Here is a 25,366-nt window from a genome sequence, read left to right as displayed (position 1 = left end):
ACATTTATTAAGTGAAATCTTTTATAATGCTATTAAATCATATTTCATCAATTCAGGGGTAGGACAACATGGTGAACAGGAATTTTCGTATGATTGTAGGCGTTTTTTTAATGCTTATCCTGGTCTTGTCGATTGCCGGATTTCGCTTGCAAACTACGCGGCATGTGATCGCGGCTCAAGCCAAGCCGAGTCATCATTACGGTTTGCAAAATACGTTTGCGAAGCGGTCCGGTGTTATGGCTTCTGCCGAAAGGGATGGGCAAATAAGCGGATTACAGCAAGCGTTTGCAGCGGCGGATACGGACATCTATATAGATGAGGGCGCCGATTCGAATGCCATAGTCATCCCGGATCGTGCACGTGACATTCGGAAATTTCCCTACCCATACCGTGCGATGTTCGCGTTTGCCAGCGACATTGACGAAACGACTCCACGGGAATTTGCCGTATATCACCGTTTTTTAAACACAAAAGAAATGACGCCTGCCGGTCCTGGATTGGGACTTGATGTGGGCGACACATTTTGGGTTTATATGGCGGATGATATGAACCTGAAAGTGGACATGAACGGTGAAGGATTGGATTCGGTGATGACCGTGTTTAAATTAACCGATCCAAATACACTCAAAAACGGCAATTTGATCAAACACTATGCAGATGCCGGCTGGATTGATGGAATCCATTCCTTTGGTGATTTTTCCCGGAAAAATCCTTCCCATACGCTGTTTACTCGTGGTTTGGCGCAAGCTGCCTGGGATGTGATGAACCGACTGGGGATTCATCCTTCTTACTGGATTAACCACGGGAATGAAGCGAATCGGCAAAACTTCGGGGGATACAACCCGATTACGTTCCTGAAATACCAGGCGGGCGACGATCCGAAATCCCCTTACTATCACACCGATTTGACGGTGAAAAATGGAATCCGGTTTGTATGGAATTCTCTCGGGGAAAGCCAGTTCGGTCAAGACAGCCCTATTTTTCCCATTACTCTAAGAGACGGTCAAAAGATTTGGGGGTTCCATCGTTATACCTATGATATTATAAAAGGTCAAATCAAATGGATGTGGAGTGCGGACGGCGATTTGTATCAGGCGCTGACGAAAGAGCGGCTCGATCAACTGATGGCGAAACAACAGTATTGCATTTATGCGGAACATTTTGGCGGTACGAAAACACCGTTTACGTTCTATTATCCGGCTGATGTGGGTGCGCTTCGGATGTTGGCCGATTATCATCACAACGGAAAAATCCTTGTTGCCCGCACCTCCCGTTTATTGAATTACAGCGTAGCACAGCAGTTTGTACAGTACAAGATGAAAAAGAAAAACGGAAAAATGGTGATCTTCCTGAAATCGATTCAGGATCCGATCTTTGGGAATCAGGAGATTACGATCGACAAAGTTCGGGGGTTGACATTTTATGTAGAAGACCCGAAAAATACGATTGTGTTTGTGAACAAGGAACGGGTTCCAGCTGACGATCTGCAGTTGAACCCGCCTGATGAAACAGGCAGGGCAAGTATAGGCATCAAATGGTTTCCGGCCGATACAACAGATTATACGAAAACGGCGCCTGCCAACTGACAGAAACGGATATGTTCTGACAGCGAAAGAAAGACCTTGCGGAACTGTTACATTCCGGCAAGGTCTTTCTTGTTGGGGCGATTCTTTATGGACGCCGTTTGGGCGCATAGCCCGTTATCCTCGGATAACCAACTGGAAAAAAGTTTCCCCCATACGGGTGCCCATAAGGCCGATAGTATACAGGAGGCCGCCAGTGAGGGGAGTCAATCGGAATCGGATACGAGTAGGGGATGGGTGGCGCAATTCCTGCGGAATTCGATCCCTGTTGTGTATTGGCATTTTGTGAGGATGGTGATACCCACATATTTTTGAGTTGATTCATCAGACTTGGTTTCACTATTCCATATAACCCCAACAAATCTTTGTTTTGCAAAAGGTTAAACGTATGTCCGCCAAATTTGACAAACTTCGAAAAATCCACGTCAAAAACCTCCCGCGCAAGTTTGTTTACTTCATTTTACTCGCGCGGTGATCGGCTCTGACACGGCTATTTTCCCTATAGGAATTGATTAGGGCGGATCAGCTCGCGGGGAATAGGCGGGCGATTTCTGCGGGAACCGGACGGCTTTTGCGTGTCTCAGTGTCTATCGTTACAACTGTGACGGTTGCATCGGCTGCCAATTCTCCATTTTTCTTAAAAATTTCCTGAAGCAGCACAAAACTGGTGCGTCCCAATTTCTGCGGCCGGGTTTTAATGATCAAAACGTCGCCCTGCTTGCATTCTTTCCGATAGTTAATATTGATGTTAACCGTAACGGTTTGTGCTCCCATCGCGAGAATCCGATCGTAATAGAGATCGTTTTGCTCAAACCATTCTTCCCGGCCCCATTCAAGGTATTCCAGATATTTGGCGTTGTTAACGTGGCCGTTTACATCAATTTCAGTAGAGCGAACGATAATTTCCAGTACGGCTTCCATGTGTGCCTCCTATTTTTTCTTTTCATTGTAGCATAGGAGACGATATGCAGAGAACGAAAGAATGGTCCGGACCTGTAGCAAAATGCACGAATCTATCGTCTAACAAGCAGTTCCGGAACTGAAACGGGGTGTCCCTTTTTGCAAGACTGGCAAACAGAAGCAGAAAAAAAGAGACAGATCAGCGAGTGGGTGAGTTTGCATGGAGCGGCGGTCATCCGCACCGCATTCTACTATGTGAAGGATCAAATGGTAGCGGAAGACATCGCGCAGGAAGTTTTTTTGCGTGCCTATCAAAAATTTGATGCATACCGGGGAGAGTCGGCTGCCGCCACATGGTTGTACCGCATCACGGTAAATGCCTGTAAAGATTATTTGCGTTCCTGGAGTTACCGCAAACTTGTTCTGATGCAGCCGTTTGCAGAAAACGTTTCTGAACGTTCTGCCGAACAGGAAGCGATGAACAGGATGAACCGGAATGAACTCTTGTGCAACGCGATGCGATTGCCGCTGAAGTATCGCGAAGTGATTGTATTGCATTATCTGGAAGGACTGAAGCGGAACAGCATATGCATAATTCGCTGGATATTTCGGACGAGACGTTGAAACGTTTGCAACAACGGGTGTTGCGGGCAATCGATAACGACAGACAACAGAATAGTCAATCTGTAAAGCAGATCAGTGACAAAATGAATCGCCATTCACTGGGGGGAAATGGTTCACTGCACTGTGGGCGGGTGTGCTTGCTGCCGCATCGATTGTGATGGCCGTATCCTTGATCCCGAATCAACAGCCGAATCAACTGTCAAGCCAGAAAATGGCTGGGCCTGAGAATCAGCCGAAACCCCGTTTGAGTACGCAAGCTGGCTTGAATACACCAGCGACACAAGCCGGTTTGGGAACACAAGCGGGTACGGCTACAAAGGATGAGATTCGGCGCCGCAGTCTGAATCATTTACAGGCATTCAGCCTGACGGTTCGATCCGATTCGCACGGGATCACCTACCTTTCATGGGGCGTACAGGAGAAAAACCAGTAAGCAAACTTTGCCGAATCATGATCAGGAAAAAGCGCCTCGCCGAAACCTGTTGCAGGGTTTGGCGGAGGCGCTATTTTTGCAGATCAAATCGGCTTAAAATGCAGCCATCTTATCTTCGTATTGACGAATTTTGTCTTCGTGCTGAAGGGTCAGGCCAATATCATCCAGACCTTTTAACAGAAATTCGCGGCGGTGCGGATCCACTTCAAATGTCGCTGAAAATCCGGCATTGTCGCTCACCGTCAGGGCTTCCAGGTCGATTGAAAGTTGGTAGCCGGGTGTGGCGTTTGCCCGTGCGAACAGTTCATCCACCTTTTCCTGCGGCAGACGGACCGGCAGCACGCCGGTTTTAAAACAGTTGTTGTAGAAGATGTCGGCAAATGACGGCGCAATGATGGCGCGGAACCCATAATCAAGCAGCGACCAAGGCGCATGCTCGCGGGACGAACCGCATCCAAAATTTTGCTGTGCGAGCAGGATGGAAGCCCCTTTGTACTGCTCCTTGTTTAACACAAAATCGGGACGCGGATTGCCGTTTTCATCAAACCGCCAATCATAGAACAAAAACTGCCCGAATCCGGTCCGCTCAATCCGCTTCAAGAATTGTTTCGGAATAATCGCGTCGGTGTCCACGTTTACCCGGTCCAGCGGAGCGACCAGTCCAGTATGCTTTACAAACGGTTCCATATGGTTTCCTCCCTACTCCTATTAATTCCAGTTCCGCACATCGACAAAATGTCCAGCTATGGCAGCTGCGGCTGCCATCGGGGGCGATACGAGATGGGTGCGTCCGCCGCGTCCTTGCCGCCCTTCAAAGTTACGGTTTGATGTAGAAGCGCAACGTTCTCCCGGCTGCAGGATGTCCGGGTTCATGCCAAGGCACATGCTGCATCCCGGCTCTCGCCACTCAAATCCGGCTTCCAAGAAAATTTTGTCGAGTCCTTCTTTTTCCGCCTGTTCTTTCACCCGGTAAGAACCAGGTACGACGAGCGCGTTGACATGCGGCGCCACTTTTTTGCCTTTTACCACCTGTGCGGCGATGCGCAAATCCTCAATTCGGCTGTTCGTACAAGAGCCGATAAACACGCGGTCAATTTTGATATCGGTCATTGGCGTTCCAGGTTTCAGATCCATATAGGCAAGAGCTGCTTCTGCCGCTTTGCGCTGAGTCGCATCTGAAAAATCGGCCGGGTTTGGAACGCTCGCCGTAATATCTGTTCCCATACCGGGGCTGGTTCCCCAGGTAACCTGCGGAATCAGGCTTGTCGCGTCAAATTCGACCACGTTGTCATAGTGAGCCCCGTTATCCGTTTTCAGTTCGCTCCATTTGGCAACCGCTTTTTCAAATGCGTCTCCCTGCGGAGCGTACTGACGGCCGCGAATATATTCAAACGTTGTCTGATCGGGAGCAATGAGACCGGCCCGTGCACCCGCTTCAATCGACATGTTGCAAACGGTCATCCGTTCTTCCATGGAAAGGCCCCGGATCGCTTCACCGGTATATTCAATCACATAACCGGTTCCGAAATCGGTTCCAAACTTGGCGATAATTCCGAGAATCAAATCCTTTGCCGTAACGCCAAACGGAAGCTTCCCGTTGACGCGGACTTCCATCGTCTTCGGCTTCGATTGCGGCAGGCATTGCGTAGCCAAAACGTGCTCCACTTCACTGGTGCCGATGCCAAATGCCAAAGCGCCGAACGCACCATGTGTCGCGGTGTGGCTGTCACCGCAGACGATCGTCATGCCAGGCTGGGTAAGACCCAGTTCCGGACCGACCACATGCACAATCCCCTGATCGGGGCTGTTCAAATCAGCCAACCGGATGCCAAACTCTTTACAGTTTTTCGCCAGCGCGTCCAACTGTTGCTTGGAGATCGGATCTGCAATCGGCACGCTGCGATCGGTGGTCGGAACATTATGATCCATTACGGCATACGTCCGGTCCGGTCGGCGAACTTTGCGGCCTGCCATACGAAGACCGTCAAACGCTTGCGGTGTAGTGACTTCATGAATCAGGTGCAAATCGATGTAAAGAATTGTGGGTTTTCCTGCTTCTTCGTGAACAACATGCGCATCCCATATTTTTTCGAACAAAGTGCGAGGAGCTGCCATTTCCCTTCCCCCTTAAATATTTCTTGTTTCACTCTTATTATTGTTGTACCATTTTTAAAGTAATAGGTCTAATATATAGTTATTATAAATGTGATAGGTATTATCTATAAAGAGACAGGAGAGCGGGAGCAAGTGAGCAAATCGAAAGCATTCTTACTATTGGTATTAGCCAATCTGTTTTGGGCGGGAAATTATGTATTTGGAAAATATGTAATTGCGCAAATGACGCCGCTATGGATGACGTTTTCCCGTTGGTTGCTGGCGCTTATTGTACTGTTGCCGATTGCCTGCCTGATTGAAAAACCTGACTGGAAACAGGTGGGCAGAGCCTGGCTTCCCTTACTGGGTATGGCCCTGTTGGGAGTGATCGGTTATAACATACTCTTATATTCTTCGCTTTTCTATACATCGTCCACGAACGCAGCATTGGTCAACTCATTGAACCCGGCACTCATCGTGTTGTTCTCCGTCCTGTTGTTACGGGAGAAAATCAAGGCGGTGCAGGTGGGCGGCTTTGTGTTATCGTTGTTTGGCGTAATTGTGATTTTGACGCAGGGGCACGTGCTGCAAATTTTTCATACAGAATTTAACAAAGGCGATTTATTGATGCTTGCCGCTATTTTGGTATGGACGTTCTATTCGATTCTCGGCAGACGTTTAAGTTCCATTCCGCCTGTTACGGCAACCGCCGTATCCGCTGTATTTGCCGTAATCCTGATGCTGCCTGTTGCGCTTTATCAAGGGATTGATCTGGCAAAAATCGGGCCGCTTGCGGTGATCGGCATGCTCTATATCGTGTTGTTTCCGTCGATTGGTTCGTTTGTCTTCTGGAACATGGCGGTTCGTGAAGTAGGGCCGAGCCGTTCCGGGATTTTTCTCAACCTGATTGCTGTCTTTACCGCATTGATCAGTGTGATTCTGGGAGAGAAACTGACGGCGCCGCAATCGATCGGCGGTCTGTTGGTGATTGCAGGTGTCTGCCTGACATCGGGTATCACCGATCGCAAGAAATCGCTCCCGATAGACGAGCAGCTGCAGGGCAAACAAAGTGGGGTATGAAGCAACAAGTCTCGACTTGGCGACTTAGCCGCCAGATCTCGCTATGCATACAAAGGGCACAAGTTATGCTATGAAGGGGGAACGGAATGGAATTTCGTCAGCTGCAGTATGTTCTAAAGGTTGCGGAGGAGCGCAGTTTTTCACGCGCTGCCGAGAAGCTGCATATCACACAGCCTTCGCTCAGCCAGCAAATTCTCAAACTGGAGCAGCAGCTGGGCGTGAAGCTGTTTGACCGGACCGGTTCCCCGCTTGAATTGACGCATGCGGGGGAACGGTTTATTGCGACGGCCTCCCGTATTTTGGATTTGACGGAGCAGCTTCGGCGGGAGATGGAAGATGAGGCCAATCTGAAAAAAGGAAGGCTTGTCATCGGCAGTCTGCCGATTACGGGCGCCCATATGCTGCCGCCCGTTTTGCCGATTTTCCAAAAGCGGTTTCCCGGCATTGAAATCGTGCTGGTCGAAGATACAACGGCCAATTTGGAAGAATTAACAGTCAAGGGAAAAACCGACTTAACGCTGTTGACTTTGCCGCTGCAGGAACCGGAATTGGCGTTTGAACCGATTTTAAAAGAAAAAATCCTGTTGGCCGTCCCGCCAACTCATAGGCTTGCAAAGCAGGTGAATGAAAAGGCGGGCAAGAAAGCGGACACGAAGTGGAAGAGCAAGCATACAGACAGGAAGGTAAAGGATGAGGACTCGGACGTCAGGTTAAAGGATAAGTATGTGGACGCTTCTGGCTGGGCGGACAAACTGCCGGAAGCAGCGCTGTCCGATTTGAAAAAGGAGCCGTTTATTCTGCTGAAACGGGGACAAGGGTTCCGGCAAATTGCGCTCGACTTGTGCAGGGAATCGGGCTTTGAGCCGCACGTCGCGTTTGAAAGCAGCAACATTCAAACGGTTCAGTCGTTGGTAGCGTCCGGCATGGGAGTGTCGTTCGTACCGGAGATGGTGGCAAGGGCTGGCTGGGGCTCCGATCATCCGGTGTATTTGAGGCTGGCCAACCTGAATCCGACCCGGACCCTGGTCGTCGCTTACCGGGAGGGACGTTATCTTTCCAAGGCAGCTCTCGCTTTTGTGGAGATATTGAAGGAGACGTTTGGAGAAAGCGGTGTGAATCAAACGGGATCGGAATTATAATGGGGGTAACGGGGTGAGAGTGCATGGACAAACAAATTCATGTCATCTACGATGGAGGATGCAGCTTATGCCGCAATAGTGTCGCGTGGTTAAAAAGCAAAGACCGGCACGGGATTCTATCGTTCACGCCATTGCAAGACCCGGAAGTTCTTATAAAATTCGATATCCCGTTTGAAGAAGCCATGTCGGAAATGCAGGCGATAATTAACGGAACCCGTTATAGAGGAGCTGACGGTGTGGTACGGGTGATCGCTTGTTTGCCTGGCTATAGCTGGTTGCGGGTTGGGCTGCGGTCCAGGTTGTTTATGCGCGCGGCGTCAGGGATTTACAAACAGGTGGCGAAGCGGCGGCGGAGTTTTAACCAGTTGCCTAATGCCCAAACGGCTTTGTCATCATCATCGTACCGATTGACATCAGGAGCACAAAGACGGTAATGCCGACACAGAGGTTTTGAAAGCGAAGCAGACGCATTTCTTCTATGGCGGATACTTTCTTGCTGGCGGCTACCTCTTCCATGCTTTTGACAACAAAGATTTTGATTAACCAAAAGATCAGCACATAGATTAAAATCGAAATTTGCAGCCAGGGCTGCAATAACATTTTGAGCGAAGTGGTGAACACCATGGCGGCCCCGGTAATCCAGAGGGACCAGTTGGCGTAGGCGTCCCATTTTTTGTATGTGACAAGAAATGCTTGTACGGCCGATTTGTTTTTCAAACGGGGAATTCGGAACAACAGCGCCAGTTTAAATGCTACCGCCGACAGGTGAATGGCGAGAATGATGTAAAAAGCGATTCGCATAACCGGTGATTCCTCCGTCTCAATCATTTCAAATGTACTGTCTCGTTCATGGCACTGTCATTGTAACAGATTACTCAAAAGCGTGTCACAACAAATCAAAACCCGCCAGCAACCTACGTCTGACGGGTGAAACATTGCTGTTATTATACAGCTGCTTTCGCTTTGTCGCAGATCGATGCAAACGCTTGTTTATCGTTTACAGCCAAGTCCGCGAGCATTTTGCGGTTCACTTCGATGCCTGCTTTTTTCAGGCCGTTGATCAGCTTGCTGTAAGACAGGCCGTTAACGCGTGCTTGCGCGTTAATACGGGTGATCCAAAGTTTCCGGAAATCCCGCTTGCGTTGGCGGCGGTCACGGAATGCATACAGCAAAGATTTCATTACTTGCGCGTTCGCCGTACGGAACAAACGATGTTTGGAACCGCGATACCCGCGAGCAAGTTTCAAGATTTTTTTATGACGACGGCGTGTAACCGTTCCACCTTTAACGCGTGGCATTACACTTCACTCCTTTAGGTCTGAATGACTGTTTTGTGGTTTTTACAGGTACGATACAAGTTGTTTGATGCGCTTGTAGTCGCTGCTGGAAACAACGGCAGCTTTAGCCAGATGACGTTTTTGCTTTTCCGATTTGTTGGAGAACAAATGGCTGGTGTATGCGTGTGAACGTTTCAGTTTGCCAGAGCCAGTCCGCTTGAAACGCTTAGCGGCAGCACGTTTAGTTTTCATTTTCGGCATGGAAAATTCATCCCTTTCTTGGAGCCAGAATCATAATCATTTGTCGTCCGTCCATATTGGGCGTACGTTCGACAGTTGCCAATTCATTCGTTTGTTCAATCACACGTTGGAGCACTTTCCTGCCGATTTCAGTATGCGTGATTTGTCGGCCGCGGAAACGAATGGAGACTTTCACTTTGTCGCCATTTTGGAGAAACTTCACCGCATTCCGGAGCTTGGTTTGAAAATCATGCTCGTCAATGGTCGGCGAGAGTCGAATCTCCTTAATGTTGATCACCTGCTGATTCTTGCGCGCCTCTTTCTCCTTCTTTTGCTGCTCAAACTTGAACTTGCCATAATCCATGATTCTGCAAACGGGAGGCTTGGCGGTCGGTGCCACGTTGACCAGATCGAGGTCGCGCTCAGCAGCAAGTTCCAGCGCCTTATTAAGCGGGACAATACCGAGCTGATCCCCGTTTACGTCAATAACGCGCACTTCCCGTGCTCGAATCTCTTCGTTAATCTGAACAGTGGTTTCGTGATCGCGACTAATAGTGAGTCACCCCCAAATAAAGTAAAAAGCGGACGCGATGCGCCCGCATGAAATACGACATAACGTATTGCCACAGTGACCTGACTGCCGTTGGCAGGAAGGTGAGAAGCGAGCGCTTCTTCTTTACAAAAGTTAGAATACCGAAGTTTTCTTAAATTGTCAACAATCTTAGCCTTCTACCGTATACGGAAGAAGTGCGATTACACGTGCGTTTTTGATCGCATTGGTAACCTGCCGTTGATGATACGCGCAGTTGCCGGAAATCCGGCGGGGTAAAATTTTGCCCCGTTCTGTAACGTATCGGCTCAAACGGTTGGTATCTTTATAGTCCACATGTTCCACTTTGTCTACACACAGTTTGCAAACTTTTTTACGCTTGCCGCGTTTTTTCTTAAAATCGTTCATGTTCTTGTCCCCTCCTTAATTAGCGGTTCGCCACAGTTGTCAGAATCCGAATCACTTCGTCGCTGATGCGAAGAATGCGTTCAAGCTCCTGTGGAACGGCCGGTTCGGCTTGATAGTTCAACAACACGTAGTAGCCTTGTTTAAACTTTTCAATTTCATAGGCGAGACGGCGAGGACCGAGTTCGGTGACTTTGTCAATCTGACCGCCGTTTTCCGTGATGACGTTGTTGAACTTCTCAATCAGGGATTTCCGTGTTTCTTCTTCCAAGTCCGGTTTTAAAATATACATGGTTTCGTACGCGCGCATGGCTGTACCTCCTTTTGGACGTCTGACCCTCACCTTGGACAGAGATGAGAGTAAGGATCTTTCACACAGGAGGTAATTATAAAGTATATGGACTTGAAAATCAATAGTGGTGTTAACCGATGTTAACCGCTCACCCGTTCGACCGGATAGACACGCCATACGGCAACTGTAATGGCGGCACAGAGCAGCGATTTCAAAATGTCACCGGGCAAAAACGGCCAGAAACCGGCCGCGAGCGCTTTTGCAAGCGAGAAATGGTAAATGTGAGCGAGCCAGGCAACCCCGGACGGATACAGAAACAGGGAACCGAACAGGAAGTTTACAATCGACAGTTTGCCGAACAGCCATCGGTTCGGTTTGATCCGTTCCACAAATAACCCAATCAATAGTGCAGCTACCGGGTACGCCAAGAGAAAACCGCCGGTCGGTCCATAGATTCGTGCCACTCCAGGAATTCCTTCCAGCAAGGGAATTCCGGCTACTTCCAGAATCACGACCAGCAGCATCGACAGAAATCCGTAGCGGGCTCCCAGTATGGATCCGGCCAGCATAATACCGAACGTCGAGAACGTGATCGGCACCGGACTGAACGGAAGAGTGATTTTCAGATAGCTGAGGGCGCCGGTAATTGCCGCAAACAAAGCACTGAAAACCAGCCCGCGAATGGTCCATTTTGCCATATGGCTTGCCTCCTTAAATGTTAACCGATAAGATTAAAATAGTTGACTATTTCATTTGAATGATAGCATGTGCATGCGTGCTTGAGAAGGTTGGATTTTTATGATTCAGGCAGAACGTTTGTCCTGTTTTTATCGGGACGGTGCCAATTTGATAAAGGCTGTAAACGGAATCGATCTTACCATTCAAAAAGGGGAATGGGTGGTGCTGACAGGTCCAAACGGTTCGGGAAAATCCACCTTGCTTCGGCTGATAAACGGGCTGCTGGTTCCTTCGGAAGGACGTTTGACAGTAGCGGGTATGGATTTGACGAATGCGTCAAACAGGGAACAGGTCAAACTCCGTGTGCAAGTGGTATTTCAAAATCCGGACGCGCAGGCCATCGGTACAACGCCGCAGGAAGATGTGGCGTTTGGACTGGAAAACAGAGGGATTGATCGGGCGCAAATGGAAGAGCGAATCGAACGGGCGCTGCATCAAGTTGGATTACGCGAAAAAAGGTCGGCTTCTGTATCCGAGTTATCCGGGGGACAAAAACAGAGGTTGGCAATCGCCAGTTGTCTGGCATTGGAGCCGGACTGTTTGCTGTTTGATGAAGCCACATCGATGCTCGATCCGGCGGGGCGGCGCGATATTTACCTGTTGGCTCGAACGCTTTGGCGAAACGGCATGACTGTGATATGGGCTACACAGAGGCTGGATGAGCTGTTAGAGGCGGATCGGGCGGTCGTAATGGATGCGGGTGGAATTGAATATGACGGGGCACCCCGCCATTTGTTTTATGACTCTGATGTCCCGCAGCGGCTGGGCTGGGAATTGCCGCCTGTGGTCAAAATCGGGTGTTGGCTAAGGGAACGGGGTATTCCGCTGCCCTCCTTACCTCTGCGGGAAGAGGAGGTGGCAGGGCTGTTATGCGGGTTACACTGACAAATGTAGGAGTTCGGTATGGGCAGGAACCGATTTTGCAAGAGGTGAATCTGCAGATTGAAACGGGCAGCCTGACGGTTGTCTGCGGACTGACGGGGAGCGGCAAGTCCACCCTGCTGCAGGTGATCGGCGGACTGGAGCTGCCTGCAAGCGGTTCGGTGCAATTTGACGGGGACGCATCCAGCAAACGCGAAATCGGCTTTGTTTTCCAGAACCCGGACCACCAGTTGTTTGCTGGCACCGTTTGCGAGGAGATCGAATATGGGCTGCGGTTGCGCAACATTCCGCAAAAACAGCGGCAACGGTTGATCGATGCGGCGCTGCGGCAGGTGCGCTTGGAACCGGAAGATTTTTTGCAGCGATCCCCGTTTCTGTTAAGCGGCGGCGAGAAAAAACGGGTGGCACTTGCCGCTGCTCTCGCGCCTATGCCACAGCTTTTGCTGCTGGACGAGCCGACTGCCGGATTGGATCCGTCGGCGCAACGGGGATTGTTGGAGATTTTGCGGGAACTGTCGGAGTTGGGGATTACGGTAGTGGTGGCGACACATGACTTGGACGCATTTTTTCCGTTGGCTGATCAGGTTGCGGTTTTGTACAACGGGAAACTGGCGTTTGCCGGTCGGCCGGATTCACTTGTTGAACAGCCGGCCATTCTGCAAGATGCCGGTCTCGTTCTGCCGACAGCCGCACGGATTGGTTGGCAGTTGCGGAATCACGGAATGAATGTGAAGATTTCTCTCCAGATTGAGGAGTTGTTGGACTCCCTCGATTCCGTTGCGGGAACTGATACTGCTTTGAAAAAAAGCCTGCCCTGTCTTCCGTCCGAAAACGGTAATCCATTGGCGAACAGTGTTGAATCCGGAGTCCGCGCCGAGTCCGGTGACCGGCAGGACAGAGAGCGTCGGTCTCTCTTGCACCGATTGGATCCCCGCGTCAAATGGCTGGGCATGGTGGTTTTGTCGCTGGCAGGAATTCAGATGGCAAACCTTTCGGTATTGACATTGTCGTATGCGGTTTTGTGCGCGCTGTTTGCGGTAAGCGATATGCCAATCCGTAAAATAGGGCGCTCGATTCGGCCGTTTTTGCCGCTTTTTCTGTTTCTTTGGGCGGTGTCGGCTGTCTCGTTGGGGGATTCAGACATCTCCTTCGGTTGGTTTGGTCTTTCCTATCAGGGGATGGCAAGCGGAGGATATGGGGTGGCCCGCTTTTTGTATGTCATCTGCCTTGGGATTCTGTTTGCAGGGACAACAGGGGGACTGGCGTTACGGGAAGGTTTTGAGTGGGCCATCCGGCCGCTGCAAAAAATCGGGCTTCCTACCCGCGATCTGTCACTTGCCGTTTCCATCGCTTTGCAATTTGTGCCCTTGATTCTGATCAAAATCAGCCAATTGCGCAAATCGTTACACGTTCGCATGCCGCAGGGCAGTCGGTTCAAGCGACTGGCTCCCCGCCAGATGGGGATGCTTGTGACAGCGCTTTTGATCCTGATGCTGAAAATGGGGGACGAACTGGCAACGGCGATTGAATCGAGAGGGTATAAACGGAACGTGGAGCGAACATCCGGGAAACCGTTGATTTGGCGGCGCGGTGATACAGTTGCCTGTGGTGTGATAGCCATCATTTCTGCCGCAGTTTGGTTATTGTCTTGAGCTCAAGCGGAATTCTACACGCATGCGCTTGGTGGAGAGATTAAAATACGAAAAAGCGGTTCTGCGCATAGAGCGAGAACCGCTTTTTGTTTGGCAAAAGCTGCGTTTTCTTTACAATTTGGGACCTGCTTGGCGGATCTGTTCGGAAGCAGTTGGGAATTTCTCAAAGTTTTTCACGAACAGACCGGCCAAATGGCGTGCCATATCGTCATAAGCCTGTTTGTCCGCCCAGGTGTTGCGAGGATTCAGAACTTCCGATGGAACCCCTTCGATTTGGTCAGGCACCAAAACGCCAAATATCGGATCTGACGTAAAATTGGCTTTTTCAATGCTTCCGTTGATCGCAGCCGTGACCATGGCTCGCGTGTAAGCAAGATTCATCCGTTTGCCCACACCGTAAGGACCGCCGGACCAACCGGTGTTCAGCAGGTAGACTTTGGCGTTATGTTGGTCGATTCTCTTCCCGAGCATTTCCGCATACACATGCGGATAGAGCGGCAGGAAGGGAGAGCCGAAACAGGTCGAGAAGGTGGCTTCCGGTTCTGTAACGCCGCGTTCCGTACCGGCCAGTTTGGACGTGTAACCGGACAGGAAGTGGTACATGGCCTGTTCGCGGGAGAGTTTGGAGATGGGCGGCAATACGCCAAATGCATCCGCCGTCAAGAACACGACCACATTCGGATGGCCTGCCACACCGGGAATCACGGCGCCCGGAATGTAGTCGACCGGATAGGCGGCCCGTGTATTCTCTGTCAAAGAAGCATCGTCATAGTCGGCTACTCGGGTAGTCTCGTCAAGTGTTACATTCTCAAGCACGGCGCCAAATTTGATCGAATTCCAGATTTGTGGCTCTTTTTCCTCCGATAGGTTGATGCATTTCGCGTAACAACCGCCTTCGAAGTTGAAAACGCCATGATCCGACCAACCATGCTCGTCGTCTCCGATCAAACGCCGGTTCGGATCGGCGGACAGAGTGGTTTTACCCGTTCCGGACAACCCGAAGAAAAGCGTTACATCGCCCTTCTCTCCCACGTTTGCGGAACAGTGCATCGGGAACACATCACGCATCGGCAGGAGGTAATTGAGCGCGCTGAAAATTGATTTTTTCATTTCCCCTGCATATTCGGTTCCGCCAATCAGAACGATTTTTTTCTCCAGATTGAGAATGATGAATGTTTCCGAATTGGTTCCGTCTTCAGCCGGGTCTGCTTGCAGGCCGGGAACTCCGATTACGGTAAATTCCGGTTTGTGCGTCTTCAGTTCCTCTGCGGTAGGACGGATAAACAACTGGTGGACAAACAGGTTGTGCCAGGCATATTCATTAATGATACGGATGGGCAGACGGTATTTCTTGTCAGCACCGGCAAAACCGTCGAATACAAACAATTCACGATTTTTCAAATAATCGAGTGCCCGTTCATACAATTGGTCAAACTTTTCCGAAGAAATCGGTTGATTGACGGGTCCCCACGCTATATGGTTGTGAACCGCAGGAGTGTCTACAATGAATTTGTCTTTGGGTGAACGGCCGGTGTATTTGCCGGTTGTAGCCCGAAGCGCGCCCGTCGAAGAAAGAACCCCTTCCTTGCGGGCGACAGCAGCTTCTACCAATTCCGGCACGGAGAGGCGAAAGTGCACCCGGTCGGATTTTAAAATCTGATCTAAGTCAACGGTTGAGGCGTTTACATTCATGCCTATTGTCAGATCCTTTCTGAGCGTTAATCGAAAAAAACAATTCTTTAAGATTTTAATATAACAGACCATATTGTTCAATTGAAGCATGCAAATATTTTTATGAGCAAAATGTGAACTTTTCTATGAAAACACCTTTTGTTGTTTAAAAAATCTGAAAAAAGGAAAGGCTTGTCATGTAACTTCCATAATGTGAGAAAAAGCGAGGTCGATTGCATGGAAATTAGTCTGACGGCGGACCAAGTTCGCGAGCGTATCTTGAAGATGCATCAGAACGGAGCCAACATGACCAAGCGGCACATTAAAAAGACAGACCCGGAATTGCTCCGACACGCATCCTATTATTATCCTTCCTGGGAACATGCATGTAAGGAAACCGGTATTGAAATCACTTGACAACCTAACAAAAAAACGGAGCAGAAAGTCTGGGGAACGATCCCCGGACTTTTCTTTTGTATATAATAACAAACAGGAGGGGGATTCATGAACAGTGTGTTCGTATACGGGACCCTGCGTCCTGGCCAACGTTATCATAAACTTATAGAAGCATACGTAAAACATTCTGTTTCGGCTACACTTTCTGGCAGATTGTATCATCTGCCGGAAGGATATCCGGCGCTGGTCCTGGCTAGCGATCAATCGCACGGAAAGCGGAACGGACCAGTTCGAGGTGAACTGTTGTATTTTTCCGAAATCGCCCAAGTGCTTCCCATCCTGGATGAGTTGGAAGATTATTATAGCCCGAACGATCCGCGCAATCTGTATGAGCGAGTGAATGTTTCGGTTGTCACTGTACGCGGTCACTCTGCCTCTTGTATGGTTTATCTGTTTACCCCTGACAAACTGCCTGAACTTGAGCGACGCGCCGTACATATCCCGAACGGCGATTGGGTTCAGTGGATTACTGCCAACAGCAGGTTAATAGACCCTTAGAATTCGAATCGTGTCCTGTTGGCTGGTTTCATCCAATTTGGCAATCAGACCAAACAGGATTTTGCGAAGTTCGTCATCCGACAACCGGGACGTGGAATAGGTAAAGCCGATCTCCTTTAAGAACTCGGTTACTTTATCACGGGGCATGTTGTGCAGGGATTTCTCCCAAAACTCATGGAGTAACGGAGATGCGGTCGCCATACGAAATCACCTCTTAGTCTTAGGTGCAACCTTTTTTTAGTATGACATTTGTTTCCCGTCATATTCCCCGCTTGGTGCAGTTCCTTTTGCGAGTGTTTGTTTGCGCAGGCAGATCATCTGGAACAACGGCCACCAAAAGAAGAAGTAATGATTTGTGTAGGCAGACCCCACATGCAACATAAAGTGGAACAGGTTGGCGTGCAGAATGGCAACCAAAACGGCAACAGGCAGCAAATAACGGGGTCGCGCCCATTTTTCAGGAAAAAAAGGTGCCGCGAGTCGGCCGATCAGGAGTCCGCATAAACAAACTGCCAAAAGTGTAAACAGGATCAGCGGAAAAGATGGAGAAGCAAGCAGCATGGGGACCCCCTGTTTTGAATTGTCGCTCTTTTTAAAATTCGATCCGGATAAAAAAGTTCCCTGTTTGGTCGATAGGAATTTATAAATTTTTTCCTATCGACATATCGACATAAGGGCAACTAAGGCTCGCCTGCGCCAGTGGCTTGGCGAAACCAAGTTTTCTTTATCACATAACAATATATGGAAGTGGAAAAATTATCGTACTATTCGAAAAATTAGATTGTAGAATAGAAGTGAGACCCTGCGATTTTCAGTCGACAGGGAAATGTAGAGGAGGAAAACCGAAATGACTCTAGATCCCCAGGCAAAAATGTTTCTTGATCAATTGGCTGCTTCAAACGCTCCTCCGTTGTCTGAATTGTCACCGCAAGAAGGGCGGGAAAGCATCAGCGGCATCAAAGAACTGGCTGGGCCGCTAGAGCCGGTGGCCAAAGTGGAGGATATGGCCGTGCCGGTAGACGGAGGTGAGATCACCGTTCGCGTCTATACGCCATCGGGGGAAGGGCCATTCCCTCTATTTGTCTACTATCACGGTGGAGGATGGGTAATCGGCGACCTGGATACGGTCGATTCTCCCATGCAGGCAGTTGCCAACCGAGCCGGTTGCATTGTGGCGTCTGTCGATTACCGATTGGCGCCGGAATACAAATTTCCGACAGCAGTCGAAGATTGTTATGCGGCTACGGTCTGGGTAAGGGAAAATGCTCAGCAGTTTAACGGAGATGCAAACCGAATTGCGGTTGGCGGCGACAGTGCCGGCGGCAATTTGGCGGCGGTCGTCTCGCAATTGGCGAAGCAGCGCGGCGGTCTCGAGTTGGCCTTTCAGGTGTTGATTTATCCGGCCACAGATCTTTCGTTTAATACGCAATCGTATCGGGACAATGGAGAAGGCTATTTTTTGACGAAGGATAGTATGAATTGGTTTAAAAATCATTATTTGCGCACCGAATCGGACGCCCGGAATGTGTTGGCATCTCCGCTTCTGGCGGAAGATCTCAGCGATCTGCCGCCTGCCCTGGTTATTACCGCCGAATACGATCCGCTGCGTGATGAAGGGGAAGCGTATGCGGCACGTTTGAAAGAAGCGGGTGTTCCGGTTGAACTGACCCGCTATGAAGGCATGATCCACGGATTTTTCTGGATGGCGGGATTGATGGACAAAGGGAAAGCGGCAATTGAACAAGTTGCCGGCTCGCTGCGTTCCGCCTTCGGGAATTAAACGGCGATAGGCAGGAAACGGGATCGGATTTGTTTTTGTAGACCCACGCGTGAAGGAAGCCTGACTGCTGAACGTGAAAGCCGCAGTCGGTTCGCCTGCCACCGCGTGGGTGCTGTTATGGCTTCCTCTAACTTTTCGCTACTTTTCGTTTGCAAGACAATCGACCAACGTTTTGACCTGTTGGTCACTTAATCGTTTATCAAAAGCCGGCATCCCGCACAGTTTCGCCGGCAAGTATGGAACAAGTCTGTTTGATCAGATGCGGCATTAGATGATGCGGCATCGGAAAAAGCAATTTTACTTGTTCCTTCGTATGCAGTTGCATGTTTTTTGGAAAAGGTAGCTGTAAGGAGGGAATCATCATGGCTACGTTATATGAAAAACTGGGCGGAATGGAATCGATCTCAAGTGAAAGGCCCTCTTGCCGGACAAAACTCTCCTGCTGGAAGACTCTCCAATCAAGCTGTTTGAGCTGCTCTTTGCGCTCTTCCCAATTTTTAATAATTTCCAGTGTATGTTGACGATGCGCATCGCTTGAGAACGCCAATTGAAACACGTGCAAAATAAAGATTCGTTCTTCGTACTTTTTTACGTCGAATCCGTAGATAGCCGCTGCTTCAAACAAAAATTTCATTTTAATGCCAAATCATAACGGGAAATCAGCTAACCCCAAAAATATGCCGCCCGCCCCGGTTCCCGCTCCTTCGGCGGCCGCCGTTTGGTTGTGTACTCCGAACTAACGAGTGCGGTTTGTACAATTTTTTTGATAGCTTCCGTGAGGATCGCATGGTATTTGTCGGGAAGCAGGCTGTTTACTTTGTGAGGGCCTGGTTATTTTTCATTCCCATTCCTTCACTTCATATCTCGCTTTTTGTTCATAGGCATTCATCCGCATCATCCTTTTTCCGTAAGGTCCCATGACTTTCCTGCAATCAGCATTTGAAAAAGAATTCACATGTATTCTACAATGAAATTCAAAACGAATCGATGAAATACAAGACGAATCGATCAAAAGGAGCTATCTATGACAGACCTTGTGGCAGGCAGCCGGACGCCCCGGTTTTGGGGCGGTGACGGATACCATAAAAAGCGGTATCATACGTGGAATCATCATTTACGGCAGATTTTTCAGGAGAAAGTATTCAAAGTGCCGTTGGATGCGGGGTTTACTTGTCCAAATCGGGACGGTTCAAAAGGAACCGGCGGCTGTACGTTTTGTTCGGCGGAAGGATCGGGTGATTTTGCCGGGGACCGGAGAGATTCGCTGGTCGATCAGTTTCAAACGATCCGAGACCGGATGCACGAAAAATGGCCGCGCGCCAAATATCTGGGATATTTCCAGGCGTTTACCAACACGTACGCGCCCGCCCATCAACTGCGTGAGATGTATGAAACCGTTTTGGCTCAGGAAGGGGTTGTCGGATTGTCAATTGCGACGCGCCCCGACTGTTTGCCGGATGATGTGGTGGATTTACTGTCTGAGTTGAATGAGAAAACCTATCTATGGGTGGAATTGGGACTGCAGACGGTTCATGAAAAAACGGCTCTGCTGATTAACCGGGGACATGACTACCAATGCTATCTGGATGCGGTGGAAAAACTGCGGGCGCGCAATATCCGGATTTGTTCGCATATCATTCTGGGACTGCCCGGGGAATCGGAACAGGAAATGCTGGAAACAGGCCAAGCGGTTGCCGCGTTGCCAGTTCAAGGCATCAAAATCCACCTGTTGCACTTGTTGAAATACACACCGCTTGTGAAACTGTTTGAAGCGGGCGGTTTGCAATTTCTTGAGAAAGATCAGTACATTCGTCTGGTAGTCGACATTCTGGAAATGCTGCCGCCGGAGATGGTGGTGCATCGTCTGACGGGAGATGGGCCGCCCGATATTTTGATCGGACCGATGTGGAGTCTCGACAAGTGGGGCGTTCTCAACGGCATCGATGCGGAACTGGAGCGCCGCAATACCTGGCAAGGAAGATTGTGGACGCCAAAAGATTCGTGGACACCGGAAAAAGGACGGCTGCTCAATCCGCAGGCTGATTTTGTCGAGCTGCCCGTTTTTAAGGATACATTTCTATGAGTGGCGGGTGGCGACAAGCTGGCTGGCGCCTGCCGTCCGTTTTGGAACAGGCCAGGATGTTGGTGAGGGAACGGTTGATGGGCGGCCGTGGAGAATCGATTCCTGATAACGACGGACAAATTTCGATGCAGGAACGTAATCGGAGGATTCTGGCGGTTGACGCGACGGTGGGGAATGGCCATGATACGTTGTTTCTGGCGGAGTGTGTGGGTGCAAACGGGCTTGTCTACGGATTCGACATCCAATCTGCGGCGATCGAAGCTGCAAGCAACAGGTTGTCAGATGCGCGGCTTTTGCAGCGGGTCGTTTTACTGGAGGCAGGACATGAGCGTCTGGCAGAGATGCTGCCGCAAGATACAAAGGGGAACCTGCAGGCTGTCATGTTTAACCTCGGGTATCTGCCGGGCGGTGACAAATCGGTTATCACTCGCGCGGATACGACAGTCAGGGCTTTGCAGACAGCTTTGGAATGGCTCGCCCCGCAAGGCGTCATTACGTGCGTGATCTACCCGGGTCATCCAGGCGGAGCTGAGGAATCGGACAGGGTGTTGCAATGGGCCCGCACAGTCGATCAAAGGCAGGCGCAGGTGTTATGGTATCGATTTTTGAACCAGCAAAACAGACCGCCGACACTGCTGGCTATCAGCCGTAATGGGTAGGGGGACGAATTAGTTAGCCGCTAAAAAATTAACAAACGCTCTAATGACAGATAACCGGGTTGCCGTGTTGCGATAGATCAACGAAGTTTTTCGAATGATGGGCTGCCCGTCTCTGTCCAGCAGATCGGCCGTAAACAGGTTGTCGCGGTCATGCAGGCACAAACTTGGAAAAAGACCGTATCCAAGCCCGTGCTGGACCATTTCCAGACAGGTTTCAATCCGGTCCACTTCCATCGTAATCAGCGGCGGCTGCCTGTACATTTCGTTCCACCAATTTTGGATCAGATTCTTAAGGGAACTGTCGGTCGAATAGTTGATGCGCGGCAGGTTCGGCAAATCCTCAAACGGAACGGGTGAATCAGAAACCAGGCACACTTTTTCTTCTTTTAACAGCATTTTTTGTTCCGGCCAGTTGTGATCCCCACGAATGATTCCTACATGGACTTCTTCCTTGAAAACAGATTGAATGACGGCTGAACTCCAGCCGGTGGTAACGTTGATTTCCACCTCCGGGTATTGCGCAAGGAAGTTTTTTAGGATAGGCGCCAATTGATAACGGGCAAACAGGCTGGAAACTCCAAGCCTCAGGGTTCCTCTCACTTTGTTGTCCATATTGTTCATATGTTCCTTGGTTTGTCTAAGCAGCGAAAGCATGTTGTGCGCATACTGCACCAGGTATTCCCCTTGCGGAGTAAATTCGATTCCCCGTTTGCCGCGATATACAATTTTTGTGCCAAACTCCTTCTCGATCTGTTTCAACCGGTAAGTAAGTGCGGGCTGAGACAAGTACAGCTTTTCCGCCGCTTTCGTAATGTTTCGTTCGGAATGAATCGTCTGCAGTATGATCCAATCATTCTCCCCCATTTGGCCTGCCCCCATCCAATTACTCTCTTTCAATCATAAAATTTTTTTATCAATCATTATAAAATATCAATATTTTCTTTATTCACATAATTATCATATATTTTCAGATATATCAAACACTTCAGAACTGGTTTGGGAGGATGCTATGGAGACAGCAATAGGGTTGCAGACAGATGTGTTGGTTGTGGGCGCCGGCAATGCGGCAATGTGTGCGGCGCTTGCAGCGAGGGAAAACGGTGCCGATGTGATTGTGTTGGAACGGGCACCACAAAAGGAACGGGGCGGTAACAGTACTTTCACTGCAGGAGCGATTCGCTTTGCGTATAACGGTCTGGACGATTTGTTGAAAGTTGTCACCGATCTGACGGAAGAAGAGATTGCCAGCACCGATTTCGGCACCTACACTGAAGAACAATTTTTCGAGGATATGTGTCGGGTCACCCAATATCGGGGAAACCCGGAGTTGATCGAAATTCTGACGAGCAAAAGCCTGGAGACTATGATCTGGATGCGTTCTAAAAAAGTCCGTTTTACACCGATTTATGGCCGTCAGGCTTTTAAAATCGATGGCAAATTCAAATTCTGGGGCGGTTTGACAGTGGAAGCGGTGGGCGGCGGTCCCGGACTGGTGCAGCAATTACACGACGCGGCGGAGCGGGAAGGCGTTCGGGTTTTCTATGAAGCGCAGGCCACGAAACTGTTGCATGATGACGACGGCGTACATGGCGTGCGCCTGAAACTGAAGGGAAGAACTGCGGAAATTCGGGCAAAGGCGGTAGTACTGGCGTGTGGAGGTTTCCAGTCGAACGTTGAGATGAGAACCCGTTACTTGGGCCCCGGCTGGGAGCTGGCCAAAGTGAGGGGTACCCGTTTTAACACCGGCGATGGAATCCGGATGGCGCTTGAGATCGGGGCATCCCCCTACGGACATTGGTCCGGCTGTCATGCGGTCGGTTGGGACATGAACGCGCCTGAGTTTGGAGACTTGGCGGTGGGGGATGGTTTTCAGAAACACAGCTATCCGTTCAGCATTATGGTGAATGCCAAGGGGCAGCGGTTTCTGGATGAAGGGGCTGATTTTCGGAATTACACGTACGCCAAATACGGACGCGAGATTTTGATGCAGCCAGGGCAGTTTGCCTGGCAGATATTTGATTCGAAAGTCACTCATTTGTTACGGGATGAATACCGCATCAAACAGGTGACCAAAGTGAAAGCCAATACGCTTGAAGAACTGGCAGCCAAACTGGAGGGGGTCAATCCGGAGGCGTTTCTGAAAACAGTCCGGGAGTATAACGCGGCTGTCCGAACAGATATTCCTTTCAATCCGAACAGTAAGGACGGGCGTTGTACCGAGGGGCTTTCCATCCCGAAGTCGAACTGGGCGAATACGATTGATCAGGGTCCGTTTGAAGCGTATGCCGTTACCTGCGGAATTACGTTCACGTTCGGGGGACTGCGCATCAATACGAAGGCGGAAGTGCAGGATACGTCACTGGCCACCATTCCTGGGCTTTATGCTGCCGGAGAACTGGTCGGAGGTCTGTTCTATTTTAACTATCCTGGTGGAACCGGTCTGATGAACGGTGCGGTATTTGGCAAAATTGCCGGGGAACAGGCGGCGGTTCACGCCGGAAAACACGTTCTGGAAAATTAAGGGTGGCAGGTGACAAAGAAGGAGGGACAGCATGAACATCTTCGTTTTGCTGAAACAGACGTTTGACACAGAAGAGCAAGTCATCATAGAAAACGGAAAAGTGGTGGAAGACGGCGTCCGTTTTGTTATAAACCCGTACGATGAGTATGCGGTGGAGGAAGCGATTCAATTAACGGAAGAATACGGTGGGGAAGTAACTGTGGTTTCCGTGGGGCCTGGCCGTGTCGAAGAAGCGCTTCGGACGGCATTAGCAATGGGAGCGGACAAAGCCGTTCTGGTTGAGGATAAAGCCTGCTTTGGCGATGAATATACAACTTCCAAAGTGCTGGCGACCGTTATCAGGAATCGACCGTTTGATCTGATTCTGTGCGGACAGATGGCGGTGGATGACGGAGCGGCACAGGTGGGGACGCGGGTGGCAGAATTGCTTGCCATCCCGCACGTGGCTACCGCAGTCGATTTGGAGATTCGGAACGGAACAGCAACGATCAAGCGGGAATCGGAAGGAAACATAGAAATCATTGAAGCGAATCTGCCTCTTTTGGTGACTTGCCAGCAAGGGTTAAATGAACCGAGATATCCTTCCTTGCCCAATAAGATGAAAGCGAAAAAGAAACCGCTGGAGCGTTTGACCGTTACCAATCTTCAAATGGAAGGGATGGAACTGGCGCCCAAAACGGAAATGCTGGGAGTCCACATGACTCCTCCAAAAGCGCCGGGCCGAATTTTGCAAGGGGATGTTCGGGAGCAGGTGAAAGAGCTGGCCCACTTATTGCACGATGAGCGGCGGGTCGTATAAGGGGGGAAAGCAAAGTGGGAAAAAACGTGCTTGTATTTGCCGAAGTAAGGGAAGGGCAGGTCCGTAACGTTTCGTTGGAATCGCTTGCTGCAGCCGCAAGAATAGCAGATGGAGGAGAAATCGGAGCCGTTCTTTTCGGGACGGGAATTGCGGCTCATGCGGACCAATTGGCTCGCTATGGAGCCCAAAAAGTATATCTGGTCGAGGAGGAGCAGTTTAATTTCTATTTAAATGAAACTTACACCTATGCATTTGAACAGGTCATCAAGCAGGTTAGGCCGGATGCCATTCTGCTCGGTCACACGGCAACCGGTCGTGATCTGGCGGCCCGTATTGCAGGCAGGCTGAATCTCGGGTTAGTGTCTGATTGTACGGATGTGGCGCTTACTGATGAAGATGTGATCTTTACTCGCCCCATCTATGCGGGAAAGGCGTTTGCCCGGAAAAAAATTACCGATGGAACAATATTTGCCACCATTCGCCCCAATAACATTCCTTTGCCGGAGCCTGATATGTCGCGCCAGGCAGAGACGGTCCATTTAAAAGTCGAGAGTAAAAATCTGCAGACAGTTGTCAAGGAGATTGTGAAGAACACTGCCGGAACCGTTGACCTGACGGAAGCAAAAATCATTGTCTCTGGCGGGCGGGGCGTTAAAAGTGCAGAAGGATTCAAACCGTTGCGGGAACTGGCGGCTGTGTTGGGAGCGGCGGTAGGCGCATCACGGGGAGCCTGCGATCAGCAGTATTGCGACTATTCGATGCAGGTAGGACAGACAGGGAAGGTTGTGACGCCAGATCTTTATATCGCTTGCGGGATATCCGGCGCCATTCAGCATCTGGCTGGTATGTCCAATTCGAAAATTATTGTCGCGATCAATACCGACCCGGAAGCCCCGATTTTCAAGGTGGCTGATTACGGCATCGTCGGTGATTTGTTTGAAGTGGTGCCCTTATTGACAGAAGAATTTCGGAATATTTTGGGAAAACCGGAAATTACAATCGGCTAAGAC

The 25,366-nt window shown here is 49.9% G+C and carries 31 protein-coding genes, 1 pseudogene and 1 other annotated feature; of the genes and pseudogenes, 16 read left to right on the top strand and 16 right to left on the bottom strand.

From position 1 onward, the window contains the following. Positions 1-68: 68 nt before the first annotated feature. On the top strand, positions 69-1,586 hold the full coding sequence (locus skT53_RS09170) for a hypothetical protein (protein WP_200760757.1): 1,518 nt from the start codon (positions 69-71) through the stop codon (positions 1,584-1,586). 85 nt (positions 1,587-1,671) lie between these two features. Here skT53_RS09170 and skT53_RS09165 read toward each other — a convergent pair whose 3' ends face one another. Then, the gene (locus skT53_RS09165; protein ID WP_200760756.1) at positions 1,672-2,007 is read right to left on the bottom strand and encodes a hypothetical protein; all 336 of its coding nucleotides are present in this window, start codon (positions 2,005-2,007) and stop codon (positions 1,672-1,674) included. Between the two features lie 98 nt (positions 2,008-2,105). Further along, entirely contained in the window at positions 2,106-2,504 is a 399-nt protein-coding gene (locus skT53_RS09160) for an acyl-CoA thioesterase (protein WP_200760755.1), read from the bottom strand. Positions 2,505-2,642: 138 nt separating this feature from the next. Here skT53_RS09160 and skT53_RS09155 point away from each other — a divergent pair, with 138 nt between their 5' ends. Both skT53_RS09155 and skT53_RS09150 read left to right on the top strand, forming a co-directional pair. After that, positions 2,643-3,107, top strand: coding sequence for a sigma-70 family RNA polymerase sigma factor (locus skT53_RS09155; protein ID WP_200760754.1), 465 nt, complete (start codon positions 2,643-2,645; stop codon positions 3,105-3,107). A gap of 133 nt (positions 3,108-3,240) precedes the next feature. Further along, the gene (locus skT53_RS09150; RefSeq protein ID WP_200760753.1) at positions 3,241-3,540 is read left to right on the top strand and encodes a hypothetical protein; all 300 of its coding nucleotides are present in this window, start codon (positions 3,241-3,243) and stop codon (positions 3,538-3,540) included. A 93-nt stretch (positions 3,541-3,633) separates the two neighbouring features. Here skT53_RS09150 and leuD read toward each other — a convergent pair whose 3' ends face one another. After that, positions 3,634-4,227 (bottom strand): 3-isopropylmalate dehydratase small subunit, encoded by a 594-nt coding sequence (gene leuD / locus skT53_RS09145; RefSeq protein ID WP_200760752.1) that lies wholly within the window; start codon positions 4,225-4,227, stop codon positions 3,634-3,636. 21 nt (positions 4,228-4,248) lie between these two features. After that, on the bottom strand, positions 4,249-5,655 hold the full coding sequence (gene leuC / locus skT53_RS09140) for a 3-isopropylmalate dehydratase large subunit (protein ID WP_200760751.1): 1,407 nt from the start codon (positions 5,653-5,655) through the stop codon (positions 4,249-4,251). A gap of 132 nt (positions 5,656-5,787) precedes the next feature. Between leuC and skT53_RS09135 the strand changes: the two genes are divergently transcribed. The 3 genes from skT53_RS09135 (at position 5,788) to skT53_RS09125 (ending at position 8,287) form a co-directional block, all read left to right on the top strand. Next, positions 5,788-6,714, top strand: a complete 927-nt coding sequence (locus tag skT53_RS09135; RefSeq protein WP_200760750.1) for a DMT family transporter — start codon at positions 5,788-5,790, stop codon at positions 6,712-6,714. 86 nt (positions 6,715-6,800) lie between these two features. Next, positions 6,801-7,853 carry a LysR family transcriptional regulator gene (locus skT53_RS09130; RefSeq protein ID WP_200760749.1) on the top strand — a complete coding sequence of 351 codons (1,053 nt, stop codon included), beginning with the start codon at positions 6,801-6,803 and terminating at the stop codon, positions 7,851-7,853. A gap of 23 nt (positions 7,854-7,876) precedes the next feature. Continuing rightward, positions 7,877-8,287 carry a thiol-disulfide oxidoreductase DCC family protein gene (locus tag skT53_RS09125; protein WP_200760748.1) on the top strand — a complete coding sequence of 137 codons (411 nt, stop codon included), beginning with the start codon at positions 7,877-7,879 and terminating at the stop codon, positions 8,285-8,287. Here skT53_RS09125 and skT53_RS09120 read toward each other — a convergent pair. The 7 genes from skT53_RS09120 to skT53_RS09090 all read right to left on the bottom strand — a co-directional run bounded on the left by skT53_RS09120 (position 8,223) and on the right by skT53_RS09090 (position 11,315). Next, positions 8,223-8,654, bottom strand: coding sequence for a hypothetical protein (locus skT53_RS09120; protein WP_200760747.1), 432 nt, complete (start codon positions 8,652-8,654; stop codon positions 8,223-8,225). The genes skT53_RS09125 and skT53_RS09120 overlap by 65 nt on opposite strands. A gap of 143 nt (positions 8,655-8,797) precedes the next feature. Next, positions 8,798-9,151 carry a 50S ribosomal protein L20 gene (gene rplT, locus skT53_RS09115; protein WP_200760746.1) on the bottom strand — a complete coding sequence of 118 codons (354 nt, stop codon included), beginning with the start codon at positions 9,149-9,151 and terminating at the stop codon, positions 8,798-8,800. Positions 9,152-9,193: 42 nt separating this feature from the next. Continuing rightward, on the bottom strand, positions 9,194-9,391 hold the full coding sequence (rpmI, locus tag skT53_RS09110) for a 50S ribosomal protein L35 (protein WP_200760745.1): 198 nt from the start codon (positions 9,389-9,391) through the stop codon (positions 9,194-9,196). A gap of 7 nt (positions 9,392-9,398) precedes the next feature. After that, positions 9,399-9,923, bottom strand: coding sequence for a translation initiation factor IF-3 (gene infC / locus skT53_RS09105; protein WP_200760935.1), 525 nt, complete (start codon positions 9,921-9,923; stop codon positions 9,399-9,401). A gap of 14 nt (positions 9,924-9,937) precedes the next feature. Beyond that, positions 9,938-10,053 (bottom strand) — a sequence feature (ribosomal protein L20 leader region). Between the two features lie 38 nt (positions 10,054-10,091). After that, positions 10,092-10,328: a 30S ribosomal protein S18 gene (gene rpsR, locus skT53_RS09100; protein ID WP_200760744.1), complete on the bottom strand. Its 237-nt coding sequence runs from the start codon at positions 10,326-10,328 to the stop codon at positions 10,092-10,094. Positions 10,329-10,347: 19 nt separating this feature from the next. Next, positions 10,348-10,635, bottom strand: a complete 288-nt coding sequence (gene rpsF, locus skT53_RS09095) for a 30S ribosomal protein S6 (RefSeq protein ID WP_200760743.1) — start codon at positions 10,633-10,635, stop codon at positions 10,348-10,350. 122 nt (positions 10,636-10,757) lie between these two features. Next, entirely contained in the window at positions 10,758-11,315 is a 558-nt protein-coding gene (locus skT53_RS09090; RefSeq protein WP_200760742.1) for a biotin transporter BioY, read from the bottom strand. Between the two features lie 100 nt (positions 11,316-11,415). Here skT53_RS09090 and skT53_RS09085 point away from each other — a divergent pair, with 100 nt between their 5' ends. After that, on the top strand, positions 11,416-12,240 hold the full coding sequence (locus skT53_RS09085) for an ATP-binding cassette domain-containing protein (protein WP_200760741.1): 825 nt from the start codon (positions 11,416-11,418) through the stop codon (positions 12,238-12,240). Beyond that, on the top strand, positions 12,225-13,889 hold the full coding sequence (locus skT53_RS09080) for an ATP-binding cassette domain-containing protein (protein WP_200760740.1): 1,665 nt from the start codon (positions 12,225-12,227) through the stop codon (positions 13,887-13,889). Before skT53_RS09085 ends, skT53_RS09080 begins: the two co-directional genes overlap by 16 nt. A 111-nt stretch (positions 13,890-14,000) precedes the next feature. Here skT53_RS09080 and pckA read toward each other — a convergent pair whose 3' ends face one another. Continuing rightward, positions 14,001-15,581 carry a phosphoenolpyruvate carboxykinase (ATP) gene (gene pckA, locus skT53_RS09075; protein WP_200760739.1) on the bottom strand — a complete coding sequence of 527 codons (1,581 nt, stop codon included), beginning with the start codon at positions 15,579-15,581 and terminating at the stop codon, positions 14,001-14,003. Between the two features lie 216 nt (positions 15,582-15,797). Here pckA and skT53_RS09070 point away from each other — a divergent pair, with 216 nt between their 5' ends. Continuing rightward, positions 15,798-15,977 (top strand): hypothetical protein, encoded by a 180-nt coding sequence (locus skT53_RS09070; RefSeq protein ID WP_200761064.1) that lies wholly within the window; start codon positions 15,798-15,800, stop codon positions 15,975-15,977. Positions 15,978-16,064: 87 nt separating this feature from the next. Further along, positions 16,065-16,514 (top strand): gamma-glutamylcyclotransferase family protein, encoded by a 450-nt coding sequence (locus tag skT53_RS09065; protein WP_200760738.1) that lies wholly within the window; start codon positions 16,065-16,067, stop codon positions 16,512-16,514. Here skT53_RS09065 and skT53_RS09060 read toward each other — a convergent pair. Together skT53_RS09060 and skT53_RS09055 are read right to left on the bottom strand one after the other, a co-directional pair. Continuing rightward, positions 16,500-16,715, bottom strand: coding sequence for a hypothetical protein (locus skT53_RS09060; protein WP_200760737.1), 216 nt, complete (start codon positions 16,713-16,715; stop codon positions 16,500-16,502). The two genes, skT53_RS09065 and skT53_RS09060, sit on opposite strands and share 15 nt — an antisense overlap. 36 nt (positions 16,716-16,751) lie before the next feature. After that, positions 16,752-17,075: a hypothetical protein gene (locus skT53_RS09055; RefSeq protein ID WP_200760736.1), complete on the bottom strand. Its 324-nt coding sequence runs from the start codon at positions 17,073-17,075 to the stop codon at positions 16,752-16,754. A gap of 286 nt (positions 17,076-17,361) precedes the next feature. Here skT53_RS09055 and skT53_RS09050 point away from each other — a divergent pair, with 286 nt between their 5' ends. Continuing rightward, entirely contained in the window at positions 17,362-18,294 is a 933-nt protein-coding gene (locus skT53_RS09050; RefSeq protein WP_200760735.1) for an alpha/beta hydrolase, read from the top strand. Positions 18,295-18,730: 436 nt separating this feature from the next. Here skT53_RS09050 and skT53_RS18530 read toward each other — a convergent pair. After that, a pseudogene (locus skT53_RS18530) lies at positions 18,731-19,113 on the bottom strand (EcsC family protein); the annotation flags it as partial. 205 nt (positions 19,114-19,318) lie between these two features. On the opposite strand from skT53_RS18530, the gene skT53_RS09040 reads away from it, so the two are divergent. Together skT53_RS09040 and skT53_RS09035 are read left to right on the top strand one after the other, a co-directional pair. Continuing rightward, positions 19,319-20,377: a tRNA modification radical SAM protein MnmL/YtqA gene (locus skT53_RS09040; protein ID WP_200760734.1), complete on the top strand. Its 1,059-nt coding sequence runs from the start codon at positions 19,319-19,321 to the stop codon at positions 20,375-20,377. Continuing rightward, positions 20,374-21,036 carry a tRNA 5-(aminomethyl)-2-thiouridylate-methyltransferase MnmM gene (locus skT53_RS09035; protein WP_404828942.1) on the top strand — a complete coding sequence of 221 codons (663 nt, stop codon included), beginning with the start codon at positions 20,374-20,376 and terminating at the stop codon, positions 21,034-21,036. The genes skT53_RS09040 and skT53_RS09035 overlap by 4 nt, the downstream gene beginning before the upstream one ends. Positions 21,037-21,045: 9 nt before the next feature. On the opposite strand, the gene skT53_RS09030 is transcribed toward skT53_RS09035, so the two are convergent. After that, the gene (locus skT53_RS09030; protein WP_200760733.1) at positions 21,046-21,900 is read right to left on the bottom strand and encodes a LysR family transcriptional regulator; all 855 of its coding nucleotides are present in this window, start codon (positions 21,898-21,900) and stop codon (positions 21,046-21,048) included. A 145-nt stretch (positions 21,901-22,045) separates the two neighbouring features. On the opposite strand from skT53_RS09030, the gene tcuA reads away from it, so the two are divergent. From tcuA to skT53_RS09015, 3 genes are read left to right on the top strand one after another with little or no spacing between them, the layout of a single operon-like run. Further along, entirely contained in the window at positions 22,046-23,557 is a 1,512-nt protein-coding gene (tcuA, locus tag skT53_RS09025) for an FAD-dependent tricarballylate dehydrogenase TcuA (protein WP_200760732.1), read from the top strand. 31 nt (positions 23,558-23,588) lie between these two features. After that, positions 23,589-24,356 carry an electron transfer flavoprotein subunit beta/FixA family protein gene (locus skT53_RS09020; RefSeq protein WP_200760731.1) on the top strand — a complete coding sequence of 256 codons (768 nt, stop codon included), beginning with the start codon at positions 23,589-23,591 and terminating at the stop codon, positions 24,354-24,356. A 14-nt stretch (positions 24,357-24,370) separates the two neighbouring features. Continuing rightward, positions 24,371-25,363, top strand: coding sequence for an electron transfer flavoprotein subunit alpha/FixB family protein (locus tag skT53_RS09015; protein ID WP_200760730.1), 993 nt, complete (start codon positions 24,371-24,373; stop codon positions 25,361-25,363). Positions 25,364-25,366: the final 3 nt, after the last annotated feature.

This window comes from Effusibacillus dendaii, from assembly GCF_015097055.1.
GTDB lineage: Bacteria > Bacillota > Bacilli > Tumebacillales > Effusibacillaceae > Effusibacillus > Effusibacillus dendaii.
This window is presented reverse-complemented; position numbering and strand designations above follow the sequence as displayed.